Annotated in this window: 19 protein-coding genes; 11 read left to right on the top strand and 8 right to left on the bottom strand. The window is 59.8% G+C overall.

Translation table 11 applies throughout. The features are described 5' to 3' along the window. Positions 1 to 63: 63 nt before the first annotated feature. Both HF257_RS01495 and HF257_RS01490 read right to left on the bottom strand, forming a co-directional pair. Positions 64 to 870, bottom strand: a complete 807-nt coding sequence (locus HF257_RS01495) for a hypothetical protein (protein WP_185703797.1) — start codon at positions 868 to 870, stop codon at positions 64 to 66. 99 nt (positions 871 to 969) lie between these two features. Continuing rightward, the gene (locus HF257_RS01490) at positions 970 to 1,932 is read right to left on the bottom strand and encodes an alpha/beta hydrolase (protein ID WP_185703799.1); all 963 of its coding nucleotides are present in this window, start codon (positions 1,930 to 1,932) and stop codon (positions 970 to 972) included. A gap of 142 nt (positions 1,933 to 2,074) precedes the next feature. On the opposite strand from HF257_RS01490, the gene aroC reads away from it, so the two are divergent. The 4 genes from aroC (at position 2,075) to HF257_RS01470 (ending at position 5,393) form a co-directional block, all read left to right on the top strand. Further along, the gene (gene aroC, locus HF257_RS01485) at positions 2,075 to 3,166 is read left to right on the top strand and encodes a chorismate synthase (protein WP_185703801.1); all 1,092 of its coding nucleotides are present in this window, start codon (positions 2,075 to 2,077) and stop codon (positions 3,164 to 3,166) included. Positions 3,167 to 3,221: 55 nt separating this feature from the next. Further along, a complete protein-coding gene (locus tag HF257_RS01480; protein ID WP_185703803.1) occupies positions 3,222 to 4,385 on the top strand; it encodes an MFS transporter in 1,164 nt (387 codons plus the stop codon). Next, the gene (locus HF257_RS01475; protein WP_185703805.1) at positions 4,382 to 4,912 is read left to right on the top strand and encodes a 1,2-dihydroxy-3-keto-5-methylthiopentene dioxygenase; all 531 of its coding nucleotides are present in this window, start codon (positions 4,382 to 4,384) and stop codon (positions 4,910 to 4,912) included. The genes HF257_RS01480 and HF257_RS01475 overlap by 4 nt, the downstream gene beginning before the upstream one ends. 211 nt (positions 4,913 to 5,123) lie before the next feature. Further along, a complete protein-coding gene (locus HF257_RS01470) occupies positions 5,124 to 5,393 on the top strand; it encodes a response regulator transcription factor (RefSeq protein ID WP_185703807.1) in 270 nt (89 codons plus the stop codon). A gap of 57 nt (positions 5,394 to 5,450) precedes the next feature. Here the strand turns inward: HF257_RS01470 and HF257_RS01465 are convergent, their stop codons facing one another. Next, positions 5,451 to 5,729 carry a DUF3509 domain-containing protein gene (locus HF257_RS01465; RefSeq protein WP_003172952.1) on the bottom strand — a complete coding sequence of 93 codons (279 nt, stop codon included), beginning with the start codon at positions 5,727 to 5,729 and terminating at the stop codon, positions 5,451 to 5,453. Between the two features lie 353 nt (positions 5,730 to 6,082). Between HF257_RS01465 and HF257_RS01460 the strand changes: the two genes are divergently transcribed. The 5 genes from HF257_RS01460 to HF257_RS01440 all read left to right on the top strand — a co-directional run bounded on the left by HF257_RS01460 (position 6,083) and on the right by HF257_RS01440 (position 11,872). Next, entirely contained in the window at positions 6,083 to 7,909 is a 1,827-nt protein-coding gene (locus HF257_RS01460) for a long-chain-acyl-CoA synthetase (RefSeq protein ID WP_185703809.1), read from the top strand. 112 nt (positions 7,910 to 8,021) lie between these two features. Next, positions 8,022 to 8,537 carry an ankyrin repeat domain-containing protein gene (locus tag HF257_RS01455; protein ID WP_185703811.1) on the top strand — a complete coding sequence of 172 codons (516 nt, stop codon included), beginning with the start codon at positions 8,022 to 8,024 and terminating at the stop codon, positions 8,535 to 8,537. A gap of 41 nt (positions 8,538 to 8,578) precedes the next feature. Continuing rightward, positions 8,579 to 9,109, top strand: a complete 531-nt coding sequence (locus tag HF257_RS01450) for a hypothetical protein (RefSeq protein ID WP_185703813.1) — start codon at positions 8,579 to 8,581, stop codon at positions 9,107 to 9,109. Positions 9,110 to 9,177: 68 nt separating this feature from the next. Next, positions 9,178 to 9,369, top strand: coding sequence for a PLDc N-terminal domain-containing protein (locus tag HF257_RS01445; RefSeq protein WP_003172956.1), 192 nt, complete (start codon positions 9,178 to 9,180; stop codon positions 9,367 to 9,369). Between the two features lie 415 nt (positions 9,370 to 9,784). After that, positions 9,785 to 11,872, top strand: coding sequence for an LTA synthase family protein (locus HF257_RS01440; RefSeq protein ID WP_185703816.1), 2,088 nt, complete (start codon positions 9,785 to 9,787; stop codon positions 11,870 to 11,872). Positions 11,873 to 11,926: 54 nt separating this feature from the next. Here HF257_RS01440 and HF257_RS01435 read toward each other — a convergent pair whose 3' ends face one another. After that, the gene (locus HF257_RS01435; protein ID WP_015885095.1) at positions 11,927 to 12,079 is read right to left on the bottom strand and encodes a DUF3309 family protein; all 153 of its coding nucleotides are present in this window, start codon (positions 12,077 to 12,079) and stop codon (positions 11,927 to 11,929) included. Positions 12,080 to 12,406: 327 nt separating this feature from the next. Here HF257_RS01435 and HF257_RS01430 point away from each other — a divergent pair, with 327 nt between their 5' ends. Both HF257_RS01430 and csrA read left to right on the top strand, forming a co-directional pair. After that, positions 12,407 to 13,222, top strand: coding sequence for an SDR family oxidoreductase (locus HF257_RS01430; RefSeq protein WP_185703818.1), 816 nt, complete (start codon positions 12,407 to 12,409; stop codon positions 13,220 to 13,222). Positions 13,223 to 13,472: 250 nt separating this feature from the next. Beyond that, on the top strand, positions 13,473 to 13,676 hold the full coding sequence (gene csrA, locus HF257_RS01425) for a carbon storage regulator CsrA (protein WP_185703820.1): 204 nt from the start codon (positions 13,473 to 13,475) through the stop codon (positions 13,674 to 13,676). Positions 13,677 to 13,679: 3 nt separating this feature from the next. Here csrA and HF257_RS01420 read toward each other — a convergent pair whose 3' ends face one another. The 4 genes from HF257_RS01420 to HF257_RS01405 all read right to left on the bottom strand — a co-directional run bounded on the left by HF257_RS01420 (position 13,680) and on the right by HF257_RS01405 (position 18,819). Then, complete coding sequence (locus HF257_RS01420; protein WP_185703822.1) at positions 13,680 to 13,907, bottom strand: YheU family protein; 228 nt, start codon at positions 13,905 to 13,907, stop codon at positions 13,680 to 13,682. Positions 13,908 to 13,976: 69 nt separating this feature from the next. Then, complete coding sequence (locus tag HF257_RS01415) at positions 13,977 to 15,161, bottom strand: osmoprotectant NAGGN system M42 family peptidase (protein WP_185703824.1); 1,185 nt, start codon at positions 15,159 to 15,161, stop codon at positions 13,977 to 13,979. A gap of 148 nt (positions 15,162 to 15,309) precedes the next feature. Further along, positions 15,310 to 17,043, bottom strand: coding sequence for an N-acetylglutaminylglutamine synthetase (gene ngg, locus HF257_RS01410; RefSeq protein ID WP_185703826.1), 1,734 nt, complete (start codon positions 17,041 to 17,043; stop codon positions 15,310 to 15,312). 3 nt (positions 17,044 to 17,046) lie between these two features. Then, positions 17,047 to 18,819 (bottom strand): N-acetylglutaminylglutamine amidotransferase, encoded by a 1,773-nt coding sequence (locus HF257_RS01405; RefSeq protein WP_185703828.1) that lies wholly within the window; start codon positions 18,817 to 18,819, stop codon positions 17,047 to 17,049. Positions 18,820 to 18,969 lie beyond the last annotated feature (150 nt).

Below are 18,969 nucleotides of genomic sequence, written 5' to 3'. Positions count from 1 at the left end.
GTTGGCTGACCCACTGCATTCGCGAGCAAGCCCGCTCCCACATTTTGATAGCATTTCAATCCATTAGCGGTGCGTGGCAATCCAGATCAACAACCCCGCCTGAAATACCGTAAACGCCACCAGGCACGTGATGGTGAAGCGTAGCCCGCTGTCCTCACGTTTGAACTTGGTGACCTTTTCCTCTTCCTTGCGCAACTTCACTTCGTGCTCTGCCAAGTTATGCTCGGCCTGTTGCAGCATTTGCGCGGCTTCCAGAATCTCGACGAACTGCACCTTCTCGGTGTTCCAGCTGTCGAGCACATCACTGACCTTGCCTGGTTGCACATTGCCCTTCAGGTGCTGCACGTCAGCGTAGGCAACATCAAAGCCCTGGATGCGTAGGAAGTGGTCACGGCGCAGGCGCGTGGCTTCGTTCAATGCGTCCTTGTTGGCGAGGTCGACGCCGTCGACACGGTAGTGCGACCACTTCTTTTTCGCCCACGCTGCTCCTTGGGCCACCAGGAAGCGCCCGAGGCCTCGGTTGGCCGGTTCGATTTCCAGGCTGATACCGGGCCCAAAATGCACGCGGTGCGCATCATGGTCGACCCAGATATCCAAGTGATTCTGCTCGCGCCGCACCCGTTGGCCCGGCAGCTGAATGACCATGCGCAGCAGGCTGTGGTGCTTGTCGTTGCGCTCGGCATAGCCAAACTGCACGAACCGCAACGGCCGCACGCCGGTGGCACGGTCAGTGGCCAACGGCGCCAGGCGCAGCATCTTGAAATGCTCGGCCTGGACATCCGCCCACGGCAGGGGCGCCGCGTCGACGGCCTCGGTTTTTTCAGCCGGGGTTTCGGCGGTGGGTTCCGGTGTTGCTTCAGTGGTTGTCATGCGGCGCGATCCTGTCCAAGCCCTGCAAGTCGACAGTCTTTTTACTGTCGACTCTGGGCTTATCGGCCGGTTTCTCTAGGACTGGAGCTAAATTGTCGCTTAACGGGGTTGAAGTCCGTCGATAAAACGCACCAGGCGTTCACCCAACTCGGCGGCGAGGGGCAGTTGCGGGTCGTTGTAGGACGCCAACTGTTGTTTCACATCGTTAGGGATGATACGCATCACGTGGTTCATGCCTTCGATCACCGCCAAGTGGGCATCGGGCTTGGCCATTTTCAGTTGGCGAGCATCGCCCACACCGACCTGGATATCATTGGTGCCCTGGACGATCAGCGCGGGCATACGCAGCTTGGCGAAGGCGGCTGACGGATCTGCACGAAACAGGCTGATCAGATACGGCTGCACACTCGGTCGGAAAATGCCCTCCAGCGGGCCAGGCACATCGGCATCCACTTGGCCGGCCTTGAGGCGATCGAGGATTTGATTGCTGCGCAGCAGCAGGGCAGGGGGCAGATGATCAGCCAGTTGCTGGCGGATCACCTCGTCCACCGGGCGGGCACTGCCGGACAGGGAAATCACGCCGGCAGGCTCCAGCTGTGGCGCCGCGAGGGCGGCAACCAAGGCGCCTTCACTGTGACCGAGCACGATCAGCGGCCCCATGCGTTTATCGGATTTGAGCAGCTTGCCCCAAGCCACGGCGTCAGCCACGTAGGCGTCGAGCGTCAGGTTGCGTTCGTCGGGGGTGGCCGCCAGGCTGGCGGCGACGCCGCGCTTGTCGTACCGCACGCTGGCGATGTTATGCCGGGCCAACACCCAGGCAAGTCGCTTGAGGCTGTCGTTGCGCGCACCGTCGGCGCTGTTGCCGTTGCGGTCGGTGGGGCCTGAGCCGGCGATGATCAGCACGACCGGCACCGGTTTGTCGGATTGCGGCAGTAGTAACGAGCCAAACAACGTGCCGCTGCCGGTGTCCAGGCTGATAGGGCGCTGCAGCACGACGGGGGATGCGGCCTGGGCCACAGCGGTAAACAAGGTAAGGGTAAACAGTAAAACTCGCAGCATCATCGCGCCATCATTCGGGAGGTGCCAGTTGGACCAATGTCTACCGGTAAGGTTTCGAGGATGAACTAGTCGGTTGGCCCGCGTATACTGGCGCGCTTGGTTATCACCTCTGAGTGATTACAACTGATTTCACGGAGCGCCCTGCATGTCCGGCAATACCTTCGGCAAGCTGTTCACTGTCACCACCGCGGGCGAAAGCCATGGTCCGGCGTTGGTCGCCATTGTCGACGGCTGCCCGCCTGGCCTCGAGCTGTCCCTGGAAGACCTGCAGCGTGACCTCGACCGCCGCAAGCCCGGCACCAGCCGCCACACTACCCAGCGCCAGGAGCCCGACGAAGTCGAGATCCTCTCCGGCGTATTCGAAGGCCGCACCACCGGTTGCGCCATCGGCCTGTTGATCCGCAACACCGACCAGAAGTCCAAGGACTACTCGGCGATCAAGGATCTGTTCCGACCGGCCCATGCCGACTACACCTACCACCACAAATACGGTGAACGCGACTACCGTGGCGGTGGCCGCAGCTCGGCCCGCGAAACCGCAATGCGCGTAGCCGCCGGTGCCATCGCCAAGAAATACCTGGCGACCCAAGGCATCGTGATCCGTGGCTACATGAGCCAATTGGGTCCCATCGAAATCCCGTTCAAGACCTGGGACAGCGTGGAAGACAATGCCTTTTTCAGCCCTGACCCGGACAAAGTGCCTGAACTGGAAGCCTACATGGACCAGTTGCGCCGTGACCAAGACTCTGTCGGCGCCAAGATCACCGTGGTCGCCGAAGGCGTGAAACCGGGCCTGGGCGAGCCGATCTTCGACCGCCTGGACGCCGAATTGGCCCACGCCTTGATGAGCATCAACGCGGTCAAAGGCGTTGAGATCGGCGCCGGTTTTGCCTGCGTGTCCCAGCGTGGCACTGAGCACCGTGACGAGTTGACCCCGCAAGGTTTCCTCAGCAACAACGCGGGTGGCATCCTCGGCGGGATTTCTTCCGGTCAGCCGATTGTTGCGCACCTGGCGCTCAAGGCCACGTCCAGCATCACCACGCCGGGCCGTTCGATCGATGTGCACGGCAACCCGGTGGACGTGATCACCAAGGGCCGCCACGACCCTTGCGTCGGCATCCGAGCCACGCCGATTGCCGAGGCAATGATGGCCATCGTGTTGATGGACCACCTGCTGCGCAACCGCGGGCAAAACGCCGACGTTCGCGTGACGACCCCGGTACTGGGCCAATTGTGATTTTCTGGGGCGGGCGGGTTTGTTGCTCGCGCTGGGCTGCGAAGCAGCCCCCCGCATGACCCCCGATCTCCCCTACTGGCGCCTCTCCAGCTTCTACCTCTTCTACTTCGCCCTGCTCGGGGCGACAGCGCCGTTCCTGGCGCTGTACTTCGACCACTTGGGGTTCTCCAGTGCGCGCATTGGCGAGCTGGTGGCCATCCCCATGCTGATGCGTTGCGTGGCCCCCAACCTGTGGGGCTGGCTAGGCGATTACACCGGCCGCCGCCTGGCCATCGTGCGGTTTGGCGCGGTGTGCACCCTGATGAGTTTTGCGCTGATCTTCGTCAGCAAGACCTACGCCTGGCTGGCATTGGTGATGGCCTTGCATGCGTTCTTCTGGCATGCGGTGCTGCCGCAATTTGAAGTGATCACCCTGGCGCACCTGCAAAAGCAGACATCGCGCTACAGCCAGATCCGCCTATGGGGCTCCATCGGCTTTATCCTCACGGTAGTGATCATGGGCCGCCTGTTCGATTGGCTGAGCCTGGACATTTACCCGGTGGTGGTCGTGGTGATCATGGCGGGCATCATCGGTGCCAGCCTGTGGGTGCCGAACGCGCAGCCCGCTAGCCATGGCAATCGCCTGGCCGGTGGAGGCTTTCTCAAGCAACTACGCAGCCCCGGTGTCTTGGCGTTTTACGCCTGCGTGGCGTTGATGCAAATGAGCCATGGCCCGTATTACACCTTCCTGACGTTGCACCTCGAGCATTTGGGCTACAGCCGTGGCGTGATCGGCATGCTGTGGGCCTTGGGCGTGGTGGCCGAAGTGCTGATGTTCCTGGGCATGAGCCGCATCCTCACGCGCTTTTCGGTGCGCCGGGTGCTGCTGGCCAGTTTTCTGTTGGCGGCGTTGCGTTGGCTGTTGCTGGGTGCATTCGCAGATTTACTCTGGGTGCTGTTGCTGGCGCAAGTGCTGCACGCGGCAACCTTCGCCAGCTTTCATGCCGCAGCGATTGCCTTTGTGCAACGCAGTTTTGGCGCGAAACAACAAGGCCAGGGCCAGGCGCTCTACGCTGCCCTGGCCGGTACCGGCGGCGCGTTGGGCGCGCTGTATTCGGGTTACAGCTGGAACCTGTTGGGGCCAACCCTGACATTCAGCATCGCCAGCGTCGCGGCCCTGGCCGCCGCCGTTATCATCGGTTTTCGATTGCACGAGCAGAACCAAGGAACCCCTCAATGAGTTATGTCGCCGTCTACTCCGTCGCTACACCGGATACCCCGAACAAGGTCCTGACCCATTTCGACGATATCGTTTCGACTCTGGCCGAGCACGGCGTACGTTTTGAACGCTGGCAGCCGAGTCCGATCGAGAAGGGCGCCAGCGATGAACAAATGATTGCCGCTTACCAGACGCAGATTGACGCTCTTGGCTATAAAACCGTGGACGTGCTCCGTGTCACCAGTGATCAGTCTCAGCATGCTGAACTGCGCGAGCAATACTTGGATGAGCGTCGCTACAGTGCGGATGAAGTCCGGTTTTTCATTGCGGGCCAAGGCCTTTTCAGCCTGCATATCGGCGACTACGTGTATGCCGTGCGGTGTGAAAAAAATGACCTGTTGGTAGTCCCGGCAGGTATCGCACATTGGTTTGATATGGGCGAGAACCCACATTTCGTCGCATTGCGTCTATTCAATACGGCGCAAGAGCAGGTGCCAGTGTTTACGGAAGACGATATTGCTCGGCGTTTTCCGGGATTGGACGACTAATCGCGAAGTATCCAAAACTTCAATCCCTGCATGTTTGAAGATGCTGTGGGAAGAAACCTAAAAGTCCGTAGGGTGCGGATGTTTATGATCTGCCCTGCGCCTTAGCTCCATTCGTTATGTAACTCTCTGCGGCATCAACGTTTATATCACCTGTCAATAGGAGGAATCCGAAGGGTGATAAAGCGCTAGCTAATAAAAAGGAGAGAACCTAATGAAAGGCCCCAAGGACTCGTTTCTTCCGCATTATTCCGTGCCCAATGCGGTCAGGCGACGCCTGAGCCTGTCGGGTAAGCCCTTGACCCCTGCGGAGCTGGAAATATTGCGTTGGGCTGTAGAGGGCAAGACTGTCTGGGAAATTAGCCAGATTCGCGCGACCTCAGAAGCCACGGTTAAATTCCATCTGCGTAATATCTACGGAAAACTAGAAGTCTCCAACCGCGTGCAGGCGATGAACGAAGCGGCGCGACGGGGCCTGTGCTGAACCACAAAAAAGGGCCGCGACGCTTAAAGCGTCGCGGCCCTTTTTAACGTCTTGTGTTTAAGCCGAATGATAGGTCGGCAGCGCAAAGCGATTCTGGCTTTGCAGCATCGAAATCTGCGGCAACTCGCTGGCTTGTTCGGCCAAGTCACGGCGAATGGCGCTGATGACCCAAGTCAGTTGGTCAGCGGTATGCAGCTGTTGATACGAGATTGAGCGCTTGACCTGCTTGCCTTCGCTGTTGCGCAGGGTCAACAGAATCCCACCGTCTGGACGTGGTTGGGTGGTGACGTCGTAGTTGGAAAATACAGAAGCGAATTTATCTTGGATCAGGCTCATGTCTATCAGCTCCGTTGGCTCAAGTTGGCAAGCATGGAGTGATAGGTGCAGTGATTGTGCCAGCTATTGGTTTCTATAAAAATCGTTATAAATCAGCAGCTTGAAAAAATAACGAATTTTCGGTTTCGTGCATTTTGCATGAGTGGCCATCATGCATCCTGCATTTTGCGCTACTCGACCCAAGTGGTTTGGCGTGCCGATATCCATAAAGACTTCCTTTAGGCGGCTTAATTCCTTTTTTCAGCGGTCGTCCTTCGGGATACAAAACATTTCAAATCCTGCGTGTACAGCCGAAGAGGGGCTGACGTATTTTCCTGCAAGACATATCGAACAATAAGAAAAAGGATGTTCCCATGAGCCACCCACAAAACGACATGATCACCTGGGGCATGATGCTGCGTAAGGTGCCCACCATTGTTCGCGCGCTGCCACGGGTTGTGCGCGGCATGCGCGCCGCCAACGTCACTGACCCTGCGCAGTCTTGTGGCCTGGGCTGGCACTTTGAGCAGGCCACCCAGCGCAACCCCGACGGTGCCGCATTGCTGTATGGCGATCGCGTGCTCAGCTACCGCGAAGCCAACCAGCAGGCCAACCGCATTGCCCACCACCTGCAAGCCCAAGGCATCGCCAAGGGCGACGTGGTGGCGCTGTTTATCGAAAACCGCCCGGAACTGCTGCTCAATGTATTGGCCGTGGCCAAGCTGGGTGGCATCTGCGCCATGCTCAACACCGCGCAAACTCAAGGCGCGCTGGTGCACAGTCTGAACCTGGTGAGTCCGGTGGCAATTGTGGTCGGCGCAGAATTGGTGGCGGCCTATGCCGCGGTGCGTGATCAAGTGAGCATTCGCGCAGAGCGCACCTGGTTCGTCGCCGATCAACAGGCCGGCGCAGTGCCCGAAGGGTATAGCGACCTGCTGGCTGACAGCGCCGAGTGCCCGGTGGAAAACCCGGCCAGCACCGCGCAGATCTTCTTCAACGACCCTTGCTTCTATATCTACACCTCCGGCACCACCGGCCTGCCCAAGGCCGGCATCATGAAACATGGCCGTTGGACCAAGACGGCGGTGAGCTTCGGCAGCATCGCTCTGGACATGGGCCCGGAAGATGTCCTGTATTGCACGTTGCCGCTGTATCACGCCACGGGCCTTTGCGTGTGCTGGGGCTCGGCGATTGTTGGTGCATCGGGGTTCGCTATTCGGCGCAAGTTCAGCGCCAGCCAGTTTTGGGACGATGCGCGCAAGTTCAAGGCGACCACCTTGGGTTATGTCGGCGAACTGTGCCGCTACCTGCTCGACCAGCCGCCGAGTGCAAGCGACCGCGACAATCGAGTGACCAAGATGGTCGGCAACGGCCTGCGCCCTGGAGTGTGGGCGCAGTTCAAGGCGCGTTACGGTGTCGAGCATATCTGTGAGCTGTACGCCGCCAGCGATGGCAATATCGGCTTCACCAACATATTGAATTTCGACAATACCGTAGGCTTCTGCCTGCAGCATTGGGCGTTGGTGGACTACGCCCACGACAACGGCGAGCCGCTGCGTGGCAGTGATGGTTTCATGCGCAAGGTGCAGACGGGCGGGCAGGGCCTGCTGCTCGCCAGGATCGATGAGAAATCGCCCTTCGACGGCTACACCGACCCGGAAAAGAACCGCAAGGTGATCCTCACTGACGTGTTCGAGAAGGGCGACCGCTACTTCAATACCGGTGACCTGGTGCGCAGTATCGGTTTCGGCCATGCGCAATTTGTTGATCGCTTGGGGGATACCTATCGCTGGAAAGGTGAAAACGTCTCCACCACCGAAGTGGAAAACGTCCTGCTGCAACACCCGCAAATTGCCGAAGTCGTGGCCTATGGCGTGGAAATCGAAAACACCAACGGCCGCGCCGGTATGGTCGCCATCACCCCAAGCGAATCCCTGGCCGCCCTGGATATGCGCGAGCTGCTGCAATTTGCGCACGGCCAGTTGCCGCACTATGCGGTGCCGCTGTTCCTGCGCATCAAGGTGAAGATGGAAACCACGGGCACGTTCAAGTACCAGAAAGTGCGGCTCAAGGAAGAGGCGTTCGATCCGGAAAAAGCCGGTAACGATCCGGTGTACGCCTGGTTGCCGGGGTCGGACTGCTATGTGCCGGTGACCGATGAATTGATGGCGCAGATCCAGGGCGGTCACTTTCGTTATTAACTGCAGCGTTATTGATTCTGCCTATGGGCACTTTTGACAAAAAAGCCATGACATGTGGGAACTCCCTCGCGACACTGGGCGCCATATAAAGGACCAGACAAGGAGCCCCCACATGTCAGACCAAGCCAAACAAATGACCGAAGACGAAGCCGCCGAATTTGCCGAGCAGGTTTTCGACGTGGCCCGCCGAGGCGACGCAGCCATGCTTGCAGCGCTGTTGGCCAAAGGCCTGCCGGCGAACTTTCGCAATCACAATGGCGACACCTTGCTGATGCTCGCGGCCTACCATGGCCACGCCGAAGCGGTAAAAGTGTTGCTGGAATTCAAGGCCGACCCTCTGATCGCTAACGACAAGAACCAGTTGCCGATTGCCGGCGCAGCGTTCAAGGGCAACCTCGACGTGGTCACGGCGCTGATCGAAGGCGGGGCGCCGGTGGATGCAGCGTCGTCCGATGGCCGTACGGCGTTGATGATGGCAGCAATGTTCAACCGCGTGGAAATGCTCGATTACCTGCTCGGCCAGGGCGCCAACCCCAAGGCTGTTGATGCCCAGGGCGCAACCGCATTGGCGGCGGCGCAGACCATGGGCGCAGTGGATACGGCGGCGAAGTTGCAGAAACTGGTGTAGGCTTTGCGCCCTCAAAAACCAGCCCGCCACAGGATCGCCCCATGAAAACCGCCCTCGTCGAACTCATCAGCAAAATCAGCGCCGGCGTCATGGGCGAAGACGAAGTGGCGCGCATCGCCACTGAGGCGGCCCAGGCCTACGCGGACCCTGTGGCGTTTCTGGCGGCCAATCCGGATATCAACTACGACGACACATTCCCGATCCCACTGGGTGAGTGGGTGGTGGTTGGCAGCCTGCCGGACACGGTACTGTTCCAGGCCGATACCTATGGCGACCTGTTTGCGCAGATCGTGGCGTCGTTCGGTCCCGGCGTCGCGTTCAATCTCAAACCCAAGCAACTGGCCAAGACCGAAGACCTCACTGCGCTGAACCGCATCCAGATCCAGATGAGCGCCCTCAGCCCGGAAGATGGCGGTTATGTGCTGCTGGACTTCAGCCAATTGCTGGATGACGAGATTCAGGCCGTGCTGGTGTACGGCAATGACCTGCCGCGCGTATTGGAGCTGTGCGCCGAAGTGGGCATCAAGGGCGAGCCATCGCTGGAAGCGCTGCGAATCGCCCTACACGTTTGAAATAAAACGGAACCCACGCCAGGGCTGACTATCCTACAAGTGCATGCCCTCACTTTAGGAGCGACACCATGGGTTCCACCTTTAATGGCTTGATCGGGCTGATCATCCTGGCGCTGGATATCTGGGCCATCATCAATGTGTTTAAAAGCGGCGCGAGCACGGGCGCCAAAGTCTTGTGGATCCTCTTGATCCTGCTGTTGCCGGTGCTGGGCCTGATTATCTGGGCAATTGCCGGGCCGCGAGGCAACGTGCGGATCTGAGTGTTTCATTGATTCCAATGTGAACGCATTCCCAATGTGGGAGCGGGCTTGCTCGCGAATTCGGTGTATCAGTCACAGAGGTGTTGGCTGACCCACTGCATTCGCGAGCAAGCCCGCTCCCACATTCACTTTCGGTGAGCCTTGAAGATTTGTGTGTCGAAATATTCGCTGCACAGAATTTTCACAACTCGTTTCGGATAATTCCCACGCTTCGTTTCCTGGTCGGAAAAGTCTTTTTTTCGCTATGGAATACATCATCAAGCGCCTCTAACCCTCAGTAATCAATAGCGTTGCTGACAGTGATGGGGCACCATTCGCGCCAAAGCGCTGCCTCTCTGTTCCTACACGCTTAAGTGTGGGTAGGATGCCGCTGCAATATTTCGATACTTAAACTTCCAATGGGTCCTGAAACGACATGGCAAACCCGGACGCCCTGAATCAGCAGCGAGCTTCTAATCGCCTGCTGCAACCGACCGTCAAATCCCATCTGGCATACACGCTGCTCTGCGCGCTGGTCATGATGGTGATGTTCTCCCTGCTGCGCCTGGCGCTGCTGGTCTACAACCGCGAGATGATCCTCGACACGCCGGCCTCGACCTTCCTTGAAGCGTTTGCCAACGGCACGCGCTTTGACATCCGCTTTGTGATGTACGCGCTGGTTCCGCTGCTGCTGGCACTGTTCAGCGTTCGGGCCATGGCGGCACGTGGCTTCTTTCGTTTCTGGTTGACCATTGCCTCCAGCATTGCCCTGTTCCTGGGCCTGATGGAAATGGACTTCTACCGTGAGTTTCACCAGCGCCTCAACGGCCTGGTGTTCCAGTACGTAAAGGAAGACCCGAAAACCGTGATGAGCATGCTCTGGTACGGTTTCCCGGTGGTGCGCTACCTGCTGGCCTGGGCCGTAGGTACGCTGATCCTGAGCATTGCGTTCAAAGGCGCCGACCGCGCCACGCGGCCGCGTGGCCCGTTCAGCGGTGGCAGCATCGGCACCCGCCAGGTTGCGCCGTGGTACATGCGCAGCGCGGTGTTCGTGGTCTGCTTGCTGGTTGCCGTGGTTGCCATCCGTGGCACCCTGCGCCAAGGCCCGCCATTGCGTTGGGGTGATGTCTACACCACCGACTCGAACTTCGCCAACCAGTTGGGCCTCAATGGCACTTTGTCGTTGATCGCGGCGGCCAAGTCGCGTTTCTCCGAGGACCGTTCCAACGTCTGGAAAGCCACCCTGGATCAACCGCTGGCCACCCAGACCGTGCGTGACATGCTGGTGCTGCCGCAAGAGAAACTGGTGGATGCCGATATCGCCGCCGTGCGCCGTGACTACACGCCACCGGCCGAGAAGACCCTGCCGATCAAGAACGTGGTCGTGATCCTGATGGAGAGCTTTGCAGGTCACTCGGTAGGCGCCTTGGGTCGTCCGGGCAACATCACGCCGTACTTCGACAAACTGTCCAAGGAAGGCCTGCTGTTCGACCGCTTCTTCTCTAACGGCACCCATACCCACCAGGGTATGTTCGCCACCATGGCGTGCTTCCCGAACCTGCCGGGCTTCGAATACCTGATGCAGACCCCGGAAGGCAGCCACAAGCTGTCGGGCCTGCCGCAGTTGCTCAGCACGCGCAAGTTTGACGACGTGTATGTCTACAACGGCGACTTCGCCTGGGACAACCAGTCGGGCTTCTTCAGCAACCAGGGCATGACCAACTTCATTGGTCGAAATGACTTCGTCAACCCGGTGTTCTCCGACCCGACGTGGGGTGTGTCCGACCAGGACATGTTCAACCGTGGCCTGGAAGAGTTGAAGGCGCGTGAAGGCGGCAAGCCGTTCTACGCGCTGCTGCAAACCCTGTCCAACCACACGCCGTACGCCTTGCCGACCCCATTGCCGGTCGAGAAAGTCACCGACCGTGGCAGCCTCAACGAGCATTTGACGGCGATGCGCTACTCCGACTGGGCCCTGGGCCAGTTCTTTGAAAAGGCCCGCAAGGAGCCGTACTTCAAGGAAACCTTGTTCGTGATCGTGGGTGACCACGGCTTCGGCAACGAGCAACAAATCACCGAGATGGACCTGGGGCGCTTCAACGTGCCGATGCTGATGATTGCACCGGGCATGCAGGAGAAGTTCGGCGAGCGTGACCACACCGTGGGTACGCAGATCGACATCGTGCCGACCATCATGGGCCGCCTCGGTGGCGACACCCTGCACCAGTGCTGGGGCCGTGACTTGCTGAACCTGCCGGAAGGCGACAAGGGCTTTGGCGTGATCAAGCCGTCGGGCAGCGATCAGACCGTGGCGCTGGTGACAGCAGACCGCATTCTGGTACTGCCCAAGGAAATGCCGCCGAAACTGTGGGAATACGAACTGGGCGCCAACCCTACCGGCAAGGTGATTCCTGATTCGCCGGACGAGGCGGCGCTGAAGCAGAAGCTTGAGTCGTTCTTGCAAACAGCTACCAAGAGCCTGTTGGACAACACCGCTGGTGTGGTTAATGGCAAGCCGGACTAACTAACCGGCAATAAAAAAGAGGCCTTTATAGGCCTCTTTTTTTTGCGCTGTCTTTTATATCCGACCGAGCAACAACAGCACCAACAGAACAACCAGTACAACCCCGAGGATACCTGACGGGCCATAACCCCAGTTACGGGAGTGCGGGAATACCGGCAGGCCACCGACCAGCAGGAGGATCAGGATAATGATCAGAATGAGGCTCATGGTTTTTTTCCTTATAGGCCTTCTGCAAGACCGGTTATTCAACGATAGGCCCGTAAGATAATTACGGACGCCTTACCAACTCCGACTGTGCGCACTCGTGGAAAATTCCAAGTTTTTTTAAAGCATTTTGCAAACATGCTTATTTCTTTTAATTCGCTCGCATTACGGACGGCCTAGTTGCAAAAGATTGAACTTAGGTCATAGGAGAGCATCCGACCCGCCCGCGGGTTTGCCTGGGGCATTCATCACCCTGATGGTGCGTGGGTGCAGGAAAAACCTTCGCTACACTGCCGATCACTTCTACCGTGAACCACAAGGCTACTTCCTATGCAAAATCGCATGATGATCACTGGCGCCGGGTCCGGCCTGGGTCGTGAAATCGCCCTGCGCTGGGCCCGCGAGGGTTGGCAGTTGGCGTTGTCTGACGTCAGTGAGGCAGGCCTGCAGGAAACCCTCAAATTGGTTCGCGAAGCAGGTGGCGATGGTTTTACCCAGCGCTGTGATGTGCGCGATTACAGCCAGCTCACTGCGTTTGCCCAAGCCTGTGAGGTCAAGCTCGGTGGCATCGATGTGATCGTCAACAATGCCGGCGTGGCTTCGGGCGGGTTCTTCGCCGAGCTGTCCCTGGAGGATTGGGACTGGCAGATCGCGATCAACCTGATGGGCGTGGTCAAGGGCTGCAAGGCGTTCCTGCCGCTGCTGGAAAAGAGCAAGGGGCGCATCATCAACATCGCGTCCATGGCGGCACTGATGCAAGGCCCGGCCATGAGCAACTACAACGTGGCCAAGGCTGGCGTGGTGGCGCTGTCGGAAAGTTTGCTGGTGGAGCTCAAGCAACAGGAAGTCGGTGTGCACGTGGTATGCCCATCGTTCTTTCAAACCAACCTGTTGGATTCGTTCCGTGGCCCAACGCCGGCAATGAAAGCCCAGGTCGGCAAGTTGCTGGAAAGCTCGCCGATTTCGGCAGCCGACATCGCTGACTATATTTATCAGCGCGTTGCAGAAGGCGAGTTCATGATCCTGCCTCACGAACAGGGGCGGATGGCCTGGGCATTGAAGCAGAAAAACCCGCAGTTGCTGTATGACGAAATGACCAGCATGGCTGACAAGATGCGGGCGAAGGCTCAGGCGGCCAAAGGCTGAACACAATCTCCGGTTGTACACCGAACAAATGTGGGAGCGGGCTTGCTCGCGAAAGCGATAGTTCAGCCACTTCATGTATGGGCTGACACACCGCATTCGCGAGCAAGCCCGCTCCCACATTTTGATATGCGGTCTGTCAGGGAAGTTACCTATGTGTGTAGGGTTCGTCTGATTTCACCGCAAGCCATTGATGCCTCACACCCCCGGCGCGCATGGTCGAGGTCCTTTCACTGTTAAAAGGACAACCGCCATGCTGGTCTTAAGCCGCGCCGTAGGCGAAGTCATCTCCATTGGCGATGACATCGCCGTGCACATCCTTGAGTTGAACGGTACCCACGTGAAGTTCGGCGTCGAAGCGCCGGTCGGGGTGCACGTCCATCGCGCCGAGGTCTACCAGAAGATCCTCGATCGCCAGGGCGCCACCACCCACCCGGTGCAAGTGCCCAACCTCTAGGCGTCAGTCGAACAGATGCTTGGGCACATCGTGCTTGAGCATCAACTGGCATTGCTCACTTTCCGGGTCGAACACAATCAGTGCCTGGCCTTTGGTCAACGCCTGGCGAACCCGCAGCACGCGGGTTTCCAGGAGCGTGTCATCGCCGTTGTCGGTGCCGTCACGGGTGACGAAGTCTTCGATGAGGCGCGTCAGGGTGTCGACTTCAAGTGCGTCGTAGGGAATCAGCATACAAGCCTCAGGTGTTGGGTCCCGGCGATGCTACTGCGCCGGGGCCCTTGTTACCAGCAGTTGCCAGCGTCAGGACTTCTGGCCGACTAGGCTGTCCACCGACGGCACCCGTGTATCGCTCTCCATCTGCGTCTCATGCTCCAGTTGATGACTGAAACGGTCCAGTGAGCCTTGGGCCGGCTGCGCATCGCTGGCGAACACCGGCGGGCTGAGAATATACGCGCCCAGCAAACGGCTCAGCGCCGCGAGGCTGTCGATGTGAGTGCGTTCGTAGCCATGGGTGGCATCGCATCCGAATGCCAGCAGCGCGGTGCGGATATCGTGGCCCGCGGTCACGGCCGAATGGGCATCGCTGAAGTAGTAACGGAACAGGTCGCGGCGTACCGGCAAGTCGTTATCCGACGCCAGGCGCAGCAAATGCCGGGACAGATGATAGTCATAAGGCCCGCCGGAATCCTGCATGGCCACGCTCACCGCATGCTCGCTGGAATGTTGGCCTGGGGCGACTGGGGCAATGTCGATCCCCACGAACTCACTGACATCCCAAGGCAAGGCGGCGGCAGCGCCACTGCCGGTTTCTTCGGTGATGGTGAACAGCGGATGGCAGTCGATCAGCAGCGGCTCGCCGCTGTCGATGATTGCCTTGAGCGCGGCGAGGAGGGCGGCGACACCGGCTTTGTCATCCAGGTGACGGGCGCTGATATGCCCGCTTTCGGTGAACTCGGGCAGGGGGTCGAAGGCCACATAGTCACCGACGCTGATTCCCAGCGAATCGCAGTCTGCGCGGGTTGCGCAGTAGGCGTCGAGGCGCAGCTCCACGTGGTCCCAGCTCACCGGCATTTCATCCACGGCGGTATTGAAGGCGTGCCCGGACGCCATCAATGGCAACACGCTGCCACGGATCACGCCGTTGTCGGTAAACAGACTGACCCGGCTGCCTTCGGCAAAGCGGCTAGACCAGCAGCCCACGGGCGCCAGGGTCAGGCGGCCGTTGTCCTTGATCGCTCGCACGGCGGCGCCGATGGTGTCCAAGTGCGCGGACACCGCACGGTCCGGGCTGTTTTTCTGGCCCTTGAGGGTAGCGCGGATGGTGCCGCGCCGGGTCATTTCAAACGGGATGCCGAGTTCTTCCAGGCGCTCGGCGACATAGCGCACGATGGTGTCGGTAAACCCGGTGGGGCTGGGAATGGCGAGCATTTCCAGCAGTACTTTTTGCAGGTAGTTCAGGTCGGGTTCGGGAATGGTTCGGCTCATAAAGACTCCTGTTGGCTTGTAAGGATGTAGTGCCTCTAAAGGCCTCATCGCGGGCAAGCCCGGCTCCCACAGTTAATCGCATTCCAATGTGGGAGCGGGCTTGCCCGCGATGAGGGCAGATCAGGCAACCCACCTCTCAAGCACTTGGCTAACTGTGGGGAAACAACAAATCCACAAACCGCTCAGCCGTCGGCTGCGGTTCATGATTGGCCAATCCGGCCCGTTCGTTGGCTTCGATAAACACATACTCGGGTTGGTCGGCGGCGGGTACCATCAGGTCCAGGCCCACCATCGGGATATCCAGGGCACGGGCGGCGCGTATGGCGGCGTCCACCAGCGTGGGGTGCAAGATCGCGGTGACGTCTTCCAGGCAACCGCCGGTGTGCAGGTTGGCCGTGCGGCGCACAGCCAGGGTTTGGCCACGCGCCAAGATGCTGCTGTAGTCGTAGCCAGCCGCGTGAAGGGTGCGTTGGGTTTCGGCATCGAGGGGGATTTTGCTCTCGCCATCAGTGGCCGCCTGACGGCGACGACTCTGGGCTTCGATCAAGGCGCCGATGGAGTGATGCCCATCGCCGGTGACTTCTGCCGGGCGACGAATCGCAGCCGCGACCACCTCAAAGCCGATCACCAGGATGCGCAGGTCCAACCCTTCGTGAAAGCTCTCCAGCAGCACCCGGCTGTCGAACTGACGAGCCGCCTCAATGGCATGCTGCACCTCTTCAATCGTCTGCAGGTCTACGGCCACGCCCTGGCCTTGCTCACCGTCCAGCGGCTTGACCACGATGCGCTGGTGCTCGTCGAGAAACTCCAGGTTGTCGTCGGCGCTGCCGGCCAATTGCTGCGAGGGCAGTTGCAAACCGGCGGCTTTGAGCACCTTGTGGGTCAGGCTTTTGTCCTGGCACAGGGTCATGCTGATGGCGCTGGTCAAGTCGCTCAAGGACTCACGACAACGCACGCGGCGGCCACCGTGACTCAAGGTGAATAACCCGGCATCCGCGTCATCGACCTGCACATCGATCCCGCGCCGATGGGCTTCCTCGACGATGATCCGTGCATAAGGATTGAACCCTGCCTGTGGGCCGGGGCCGAGAAACAGCGGTTGGTTGATACCGTTTTTGCGCTTGATCGCAAACGTGGTCAGTGCGCGAAAACCGAGCTTGGCATAGAGGTTCTTGGCCTGGCGGTTATCGTGCAGCACCGACAGGTCCAGGTAACTCAGGCCTCGGCTCATGAAGTGCTCCACCAAGTGGCGCACTAGCACTTCACCCACACCGGGGCGGGTGCATTGTGGGTCCACCGCCAGGCACCACAGGCTGCAACCGTTTTCCGGATCGTGAAAGGCTTTCTGATGATTGAGGCCCATCACGCTGCCGATCACCGCGCCGCTGTCCTCGTCTTCCGCCAGCCAATACACCGGACCGCCTTGATGGCGGGGCGTGAGTCGCTCGGCATCGACCGGCAACATGCCGCGTCCTTGATAAAGCTGGTTCACCGCCAGCCAATCCGCCTCGCTTTGGACCCGGCGAATCCGAAAGCCGCGAAATACACGGGTGGCGGGGCGATAGTCGGTGAACCACAAGCGCAGGGTGTCGGACGGATCGAGGAACAACTGCTGCGGGTCGATCCCCAGGATCTGCTGGGGCGCGGCCACATACAACGCGATGTCCCGCTCGCCAGCCTGCTCGTTGAGCAACTCCTGAGCGAGGCTGGCGGGGTCGGGAAATGTATGGCCGATCAACAATCGGCCCCAACCGCAATGCACGGCAATAGGTTCTGCGCCCAGCGGGCTGCCATCTTCGGCCAGGCGAGCTTGCAGGCGTTCGTAGGTCGGCGCTTGGCCCTTGAGCAAACGTTGGCTGTAAGCCGCCGCGAGAGGTTTCATCAATCAGATTCCTTGTTCGCTGAGCCACAGGTTCAGCGCCGCCAGTTGCCACAGCTTGGAGCCGCGCAGTGGGGTCAGTTGGCCCTGCGGGTCGGTGAGCAGGCGGTCAAGCATGGCAGGGTTGAACAGGCCGCGATCCTGGCTGGGGTCCAGCAGCAGTTCGCGCACCCAGTTCAGGGTGTCGCCCTGTAAATGCTTGAGGCCGGGGACCGGAAAGTAGCCTTTCTTGCGGTCGATGACTTCGCTGGGGATCACGCGACGTGCGGCTTCTTTGAGCACTTGCTTACCGCCGTCGGGCAGCTTGAATTTGCCGGGTACGCGGGCCGACAGTTCCACCAGGCGGTAATCCAGGAACGGCGTACGCGCTTCCAGGCCCCAGGCCATGGTCATGTTGTCGACGCGTTTGACCGGGTCGTCCACCAGCATCACCGTGCTGTCCAGGCGCAAGGCTTTGTCCACCGCGGCATCGGCGCCGGGCATGGCGAAATGTTCGCGGACGAAGTCGCCAGCGGCGTCATTGGTCGTCAGCCATTTCGGCGCGACAGTGGCGGCGTAGTCATCGTAGCTGCGGTCGAAAAACGCCTCGCGATAGGCCGCATAAGAGTCGCTGGCGCCGTCCACCTGCGGGTACCAGTGGTAACCGGCGAACAGCTCGTCGGCACCCTGGCCGCTTTGCACCACCTTGCAATGCTTGGCCACTTCCCGCGACAGCAGGTAGAAGGCAATGCAGTCATGGCTGACCATCGGCTCGCTCATGGCGCGGAACGCCGCCGGCAATTGCTCGATGATCTCGCTCTCGGCGATGCGCAATTGGTGGTGACGTGTGCCGTAGTGCTTGGCAATCAGGTCCGAATACTGAAACTCGTTGCCAGCCTCGCCACCGGCGTCTTCGAAACCGATCGAGAAGGTCGACAGATCCTGCACGCCGACTTCACGCAGCAAGCCAACGAGCATGCTCGAATCGACTCCGCCGGAGAGCAGCACGCCCACATCCACCGCCGCACGTTGGCGAATCGCCACGGCTTCGCGGGTGCTGTCGAGAACGCGGTCGGTCCAGTCTTCCAACGTCAGGTTTTTCTCATCCTCATGTGGGCCGTAGGGCAGGGTCCACCACACTTTCTGCTCGGTCTTGCCGCTGGCGTCGATGCGCATCCAGCTGGCTGGCGGCAGTTTTTCGATGCCCGCCAGCAAGGTGCGCGGTGCGGGCACTACGGCGTGGAAGTTCAGGTAGTGGTTGAGCGCCACCGGATCAAGGATCGGGTTGATATCGCCGCCCTTGAGCAGCGCCGGCAGCGCCGAGGCGAAACGCAACCGTTGGCCAGTACGCGACAGGTACAGCGGCTTCACACCGAGACGGTCACGGGCGATAAACAGACGCTGGGCGTCGCGCTCCCAGATGGCAAACGCAAACATGCCGTTGAGCTTGGGCAGCAAGGCTTCGCCCCAGGCGTGGTAGCCCTTGAGCAGCACTTCGGTGTCGCCACCGGAATAGAAGGCGTAGCCCAGGGCTTCCAGCTCTTCTCTCAATTCCGGGAAGTTGTAGATAGCGCCATTGAAGGCCAGGGACAGGCCCAGGTGGGCGTCGACCATCGGTTGGGCCGAGCCGTCCGACAGGTCCATGATTTTCAGGCGTCGGTGGCCCAGGGCAATCGGCCCTTGGGCGTGAAAGCCCCAGGCATCGGGGCCACGAGGGGCCAAGTGGTGGGTGATGCGCTCAATCGCAGCCAGGTCGGCAGGTTGGGCATCGAAACGTAATTCGCCAGCTAATCCGCACATAAATTCCTTACCGGTTTTTCCGTTGGGGAGGGGAAACACTCAATACGCCCCGCAGGGCGCGTACCCAGAAACTGACACGGGGCTATAGCGGGAGTTTTAGATCGATAAGTTATAAGACGAATGACCGCATGCCACGCAGACGTGGCACGG

The sequence above is a fragment of the Pseudomonas cremoris genome (genome assembly GCF_014230465.1).
The sequence above is the reverse complement of the archived record's forward strand: the minus strand, read 5'-3'. Positions and strand labels throughout refer to the sequence as shown.

Bases quoted from the DNA above. Each gene is read 5' to 3' on its own strand.
- HF257_RS01490 (WP_185703799.1), bottom strand. From the start codon at position 1,932: ATGATGCTGCGAGTTTTACTGTTTACCCTTACCTTGTTTACCGCTGTG.
- HF257_RS01460 (WP_185703809.1), top strand. From the start codon at position 6,083: ATGAGCCACCCACAAAACGACATGATCACCTGGGGCATGATGCTGCGT.
- HF257_RS01440 (WP_185703816.1), top strand. From the start codon at position 9,785: ATGGCAAACCCGGACGCCCTGAATCAGCAGCGAGCTTCTAATCGCCTG.
- HF257_RS01415 (WP_185703824.1), bottom strand. From the start codon at position 15,161: ATGAGCCGAACCATTCCCGAACCCGACCTGAACTACCTGCAAAAAGTA.
- aroC (WP_185703801.1), top strand. From the start codon at position 2,075: ATGTCCGGCAATACCTTCGGCAAGCTGTTCACTGTCACCACCGCGGGC.
- HF257_RS01475 (WP_185703805.1), top strand. From the start codon at position 4,382: ATGAGTTATGTCGCCGTCTACTCCGTCGCTACACCGGATACCCCGAAC.
- ngg (WP_185703826.1), bottom strand. From the start codon at position 17,043: ATGAAACCTCTCGCGGCGGCTTACAGCCAACGTTTGCTCAAGGGCCAA.
- HF257_RS01470 (WP_185703807.1), top strand. From the start codon at position 5,124: ATGAAAGGCCCCAAGGACTCGTTTCTTCCGCATTATTCCGTGCCCAAT.
- HF257_RS01480 (WP_185703803.1), top strand. From the start codon at position 3,222: ATGACCCCCGATCTCCCCTACTGGCGCCTCTCCAGCTTCTACCTCTTC.
- HF257_RS01455 (WP_185703811.1), top strand. From the start codon at position 8,022: ATGTCAGACCAAGCCAAACAAATGACCGAAGACGAAGCCGCCGAATTT.
- HF257_RS01450 (WP_185703813.1), top strand. From the start codon at position 8,579: ATGAAAACCGCCCTCGTCGAACTCATCAGCAAAATCAGCGCCGGCGTC.
- HF257_RS01420 (WP_185703822.1), bottom strand. From the start codon at position 13,907: ATGCTGATTCCCTACGACGCACTTGAAGTCGACACCCTGACGCGCCTC.
- csrA (WP_185703820.1), top strand. From the start codon at position 13,473: ATGCTGGTCTTAAGCCGCGCCGTAGGCGAAGTCATCTCCATTGGCGAT.
- HF257_RS01430 (WP_185703818.1), top strand. From the start codon at position 12,407: ATGCAAAATCGCATGATGATCACTGGCGCCGGGTCCGGCCTGGGTCGT.
- HF257_RS01405 (WP_185703828.1), bottom strand. From the start codon at position 18,819: ATGTGCGGATTAGCTGGCGAATTACGTTTCGATGCCCAACCTGCCGAC.
- HF257_RS01445 (WP_003172956.1), top strand. From the start codon at position 9,178: ATGGGTTCCACCTTTAATGGCTTGATCGGGCTGATCATCCTGGCGCTG.
- HF257_RS01495 (WP_185703797.1), bottom strand. From the start codon at position 870: ATGACAACCACTGAAGCAACACCGGAACCCACCGCCGAAACCCCGGCT.
- HF257_RS01465 (WP_003172952.1), bottom strand. From the start codon at position 5,729: ATGAGCCTGATCCAAGATAAATTCGCTTCTGTATTTTCCAACTACGAC.
- HF257_RS01435 (WP_015885095.1), bottom strand. From the start codon at position 12,079: ATGAGCCTCATTCTGATCATTATCCTGATCCTCCTGCTGGTCGGTGGC.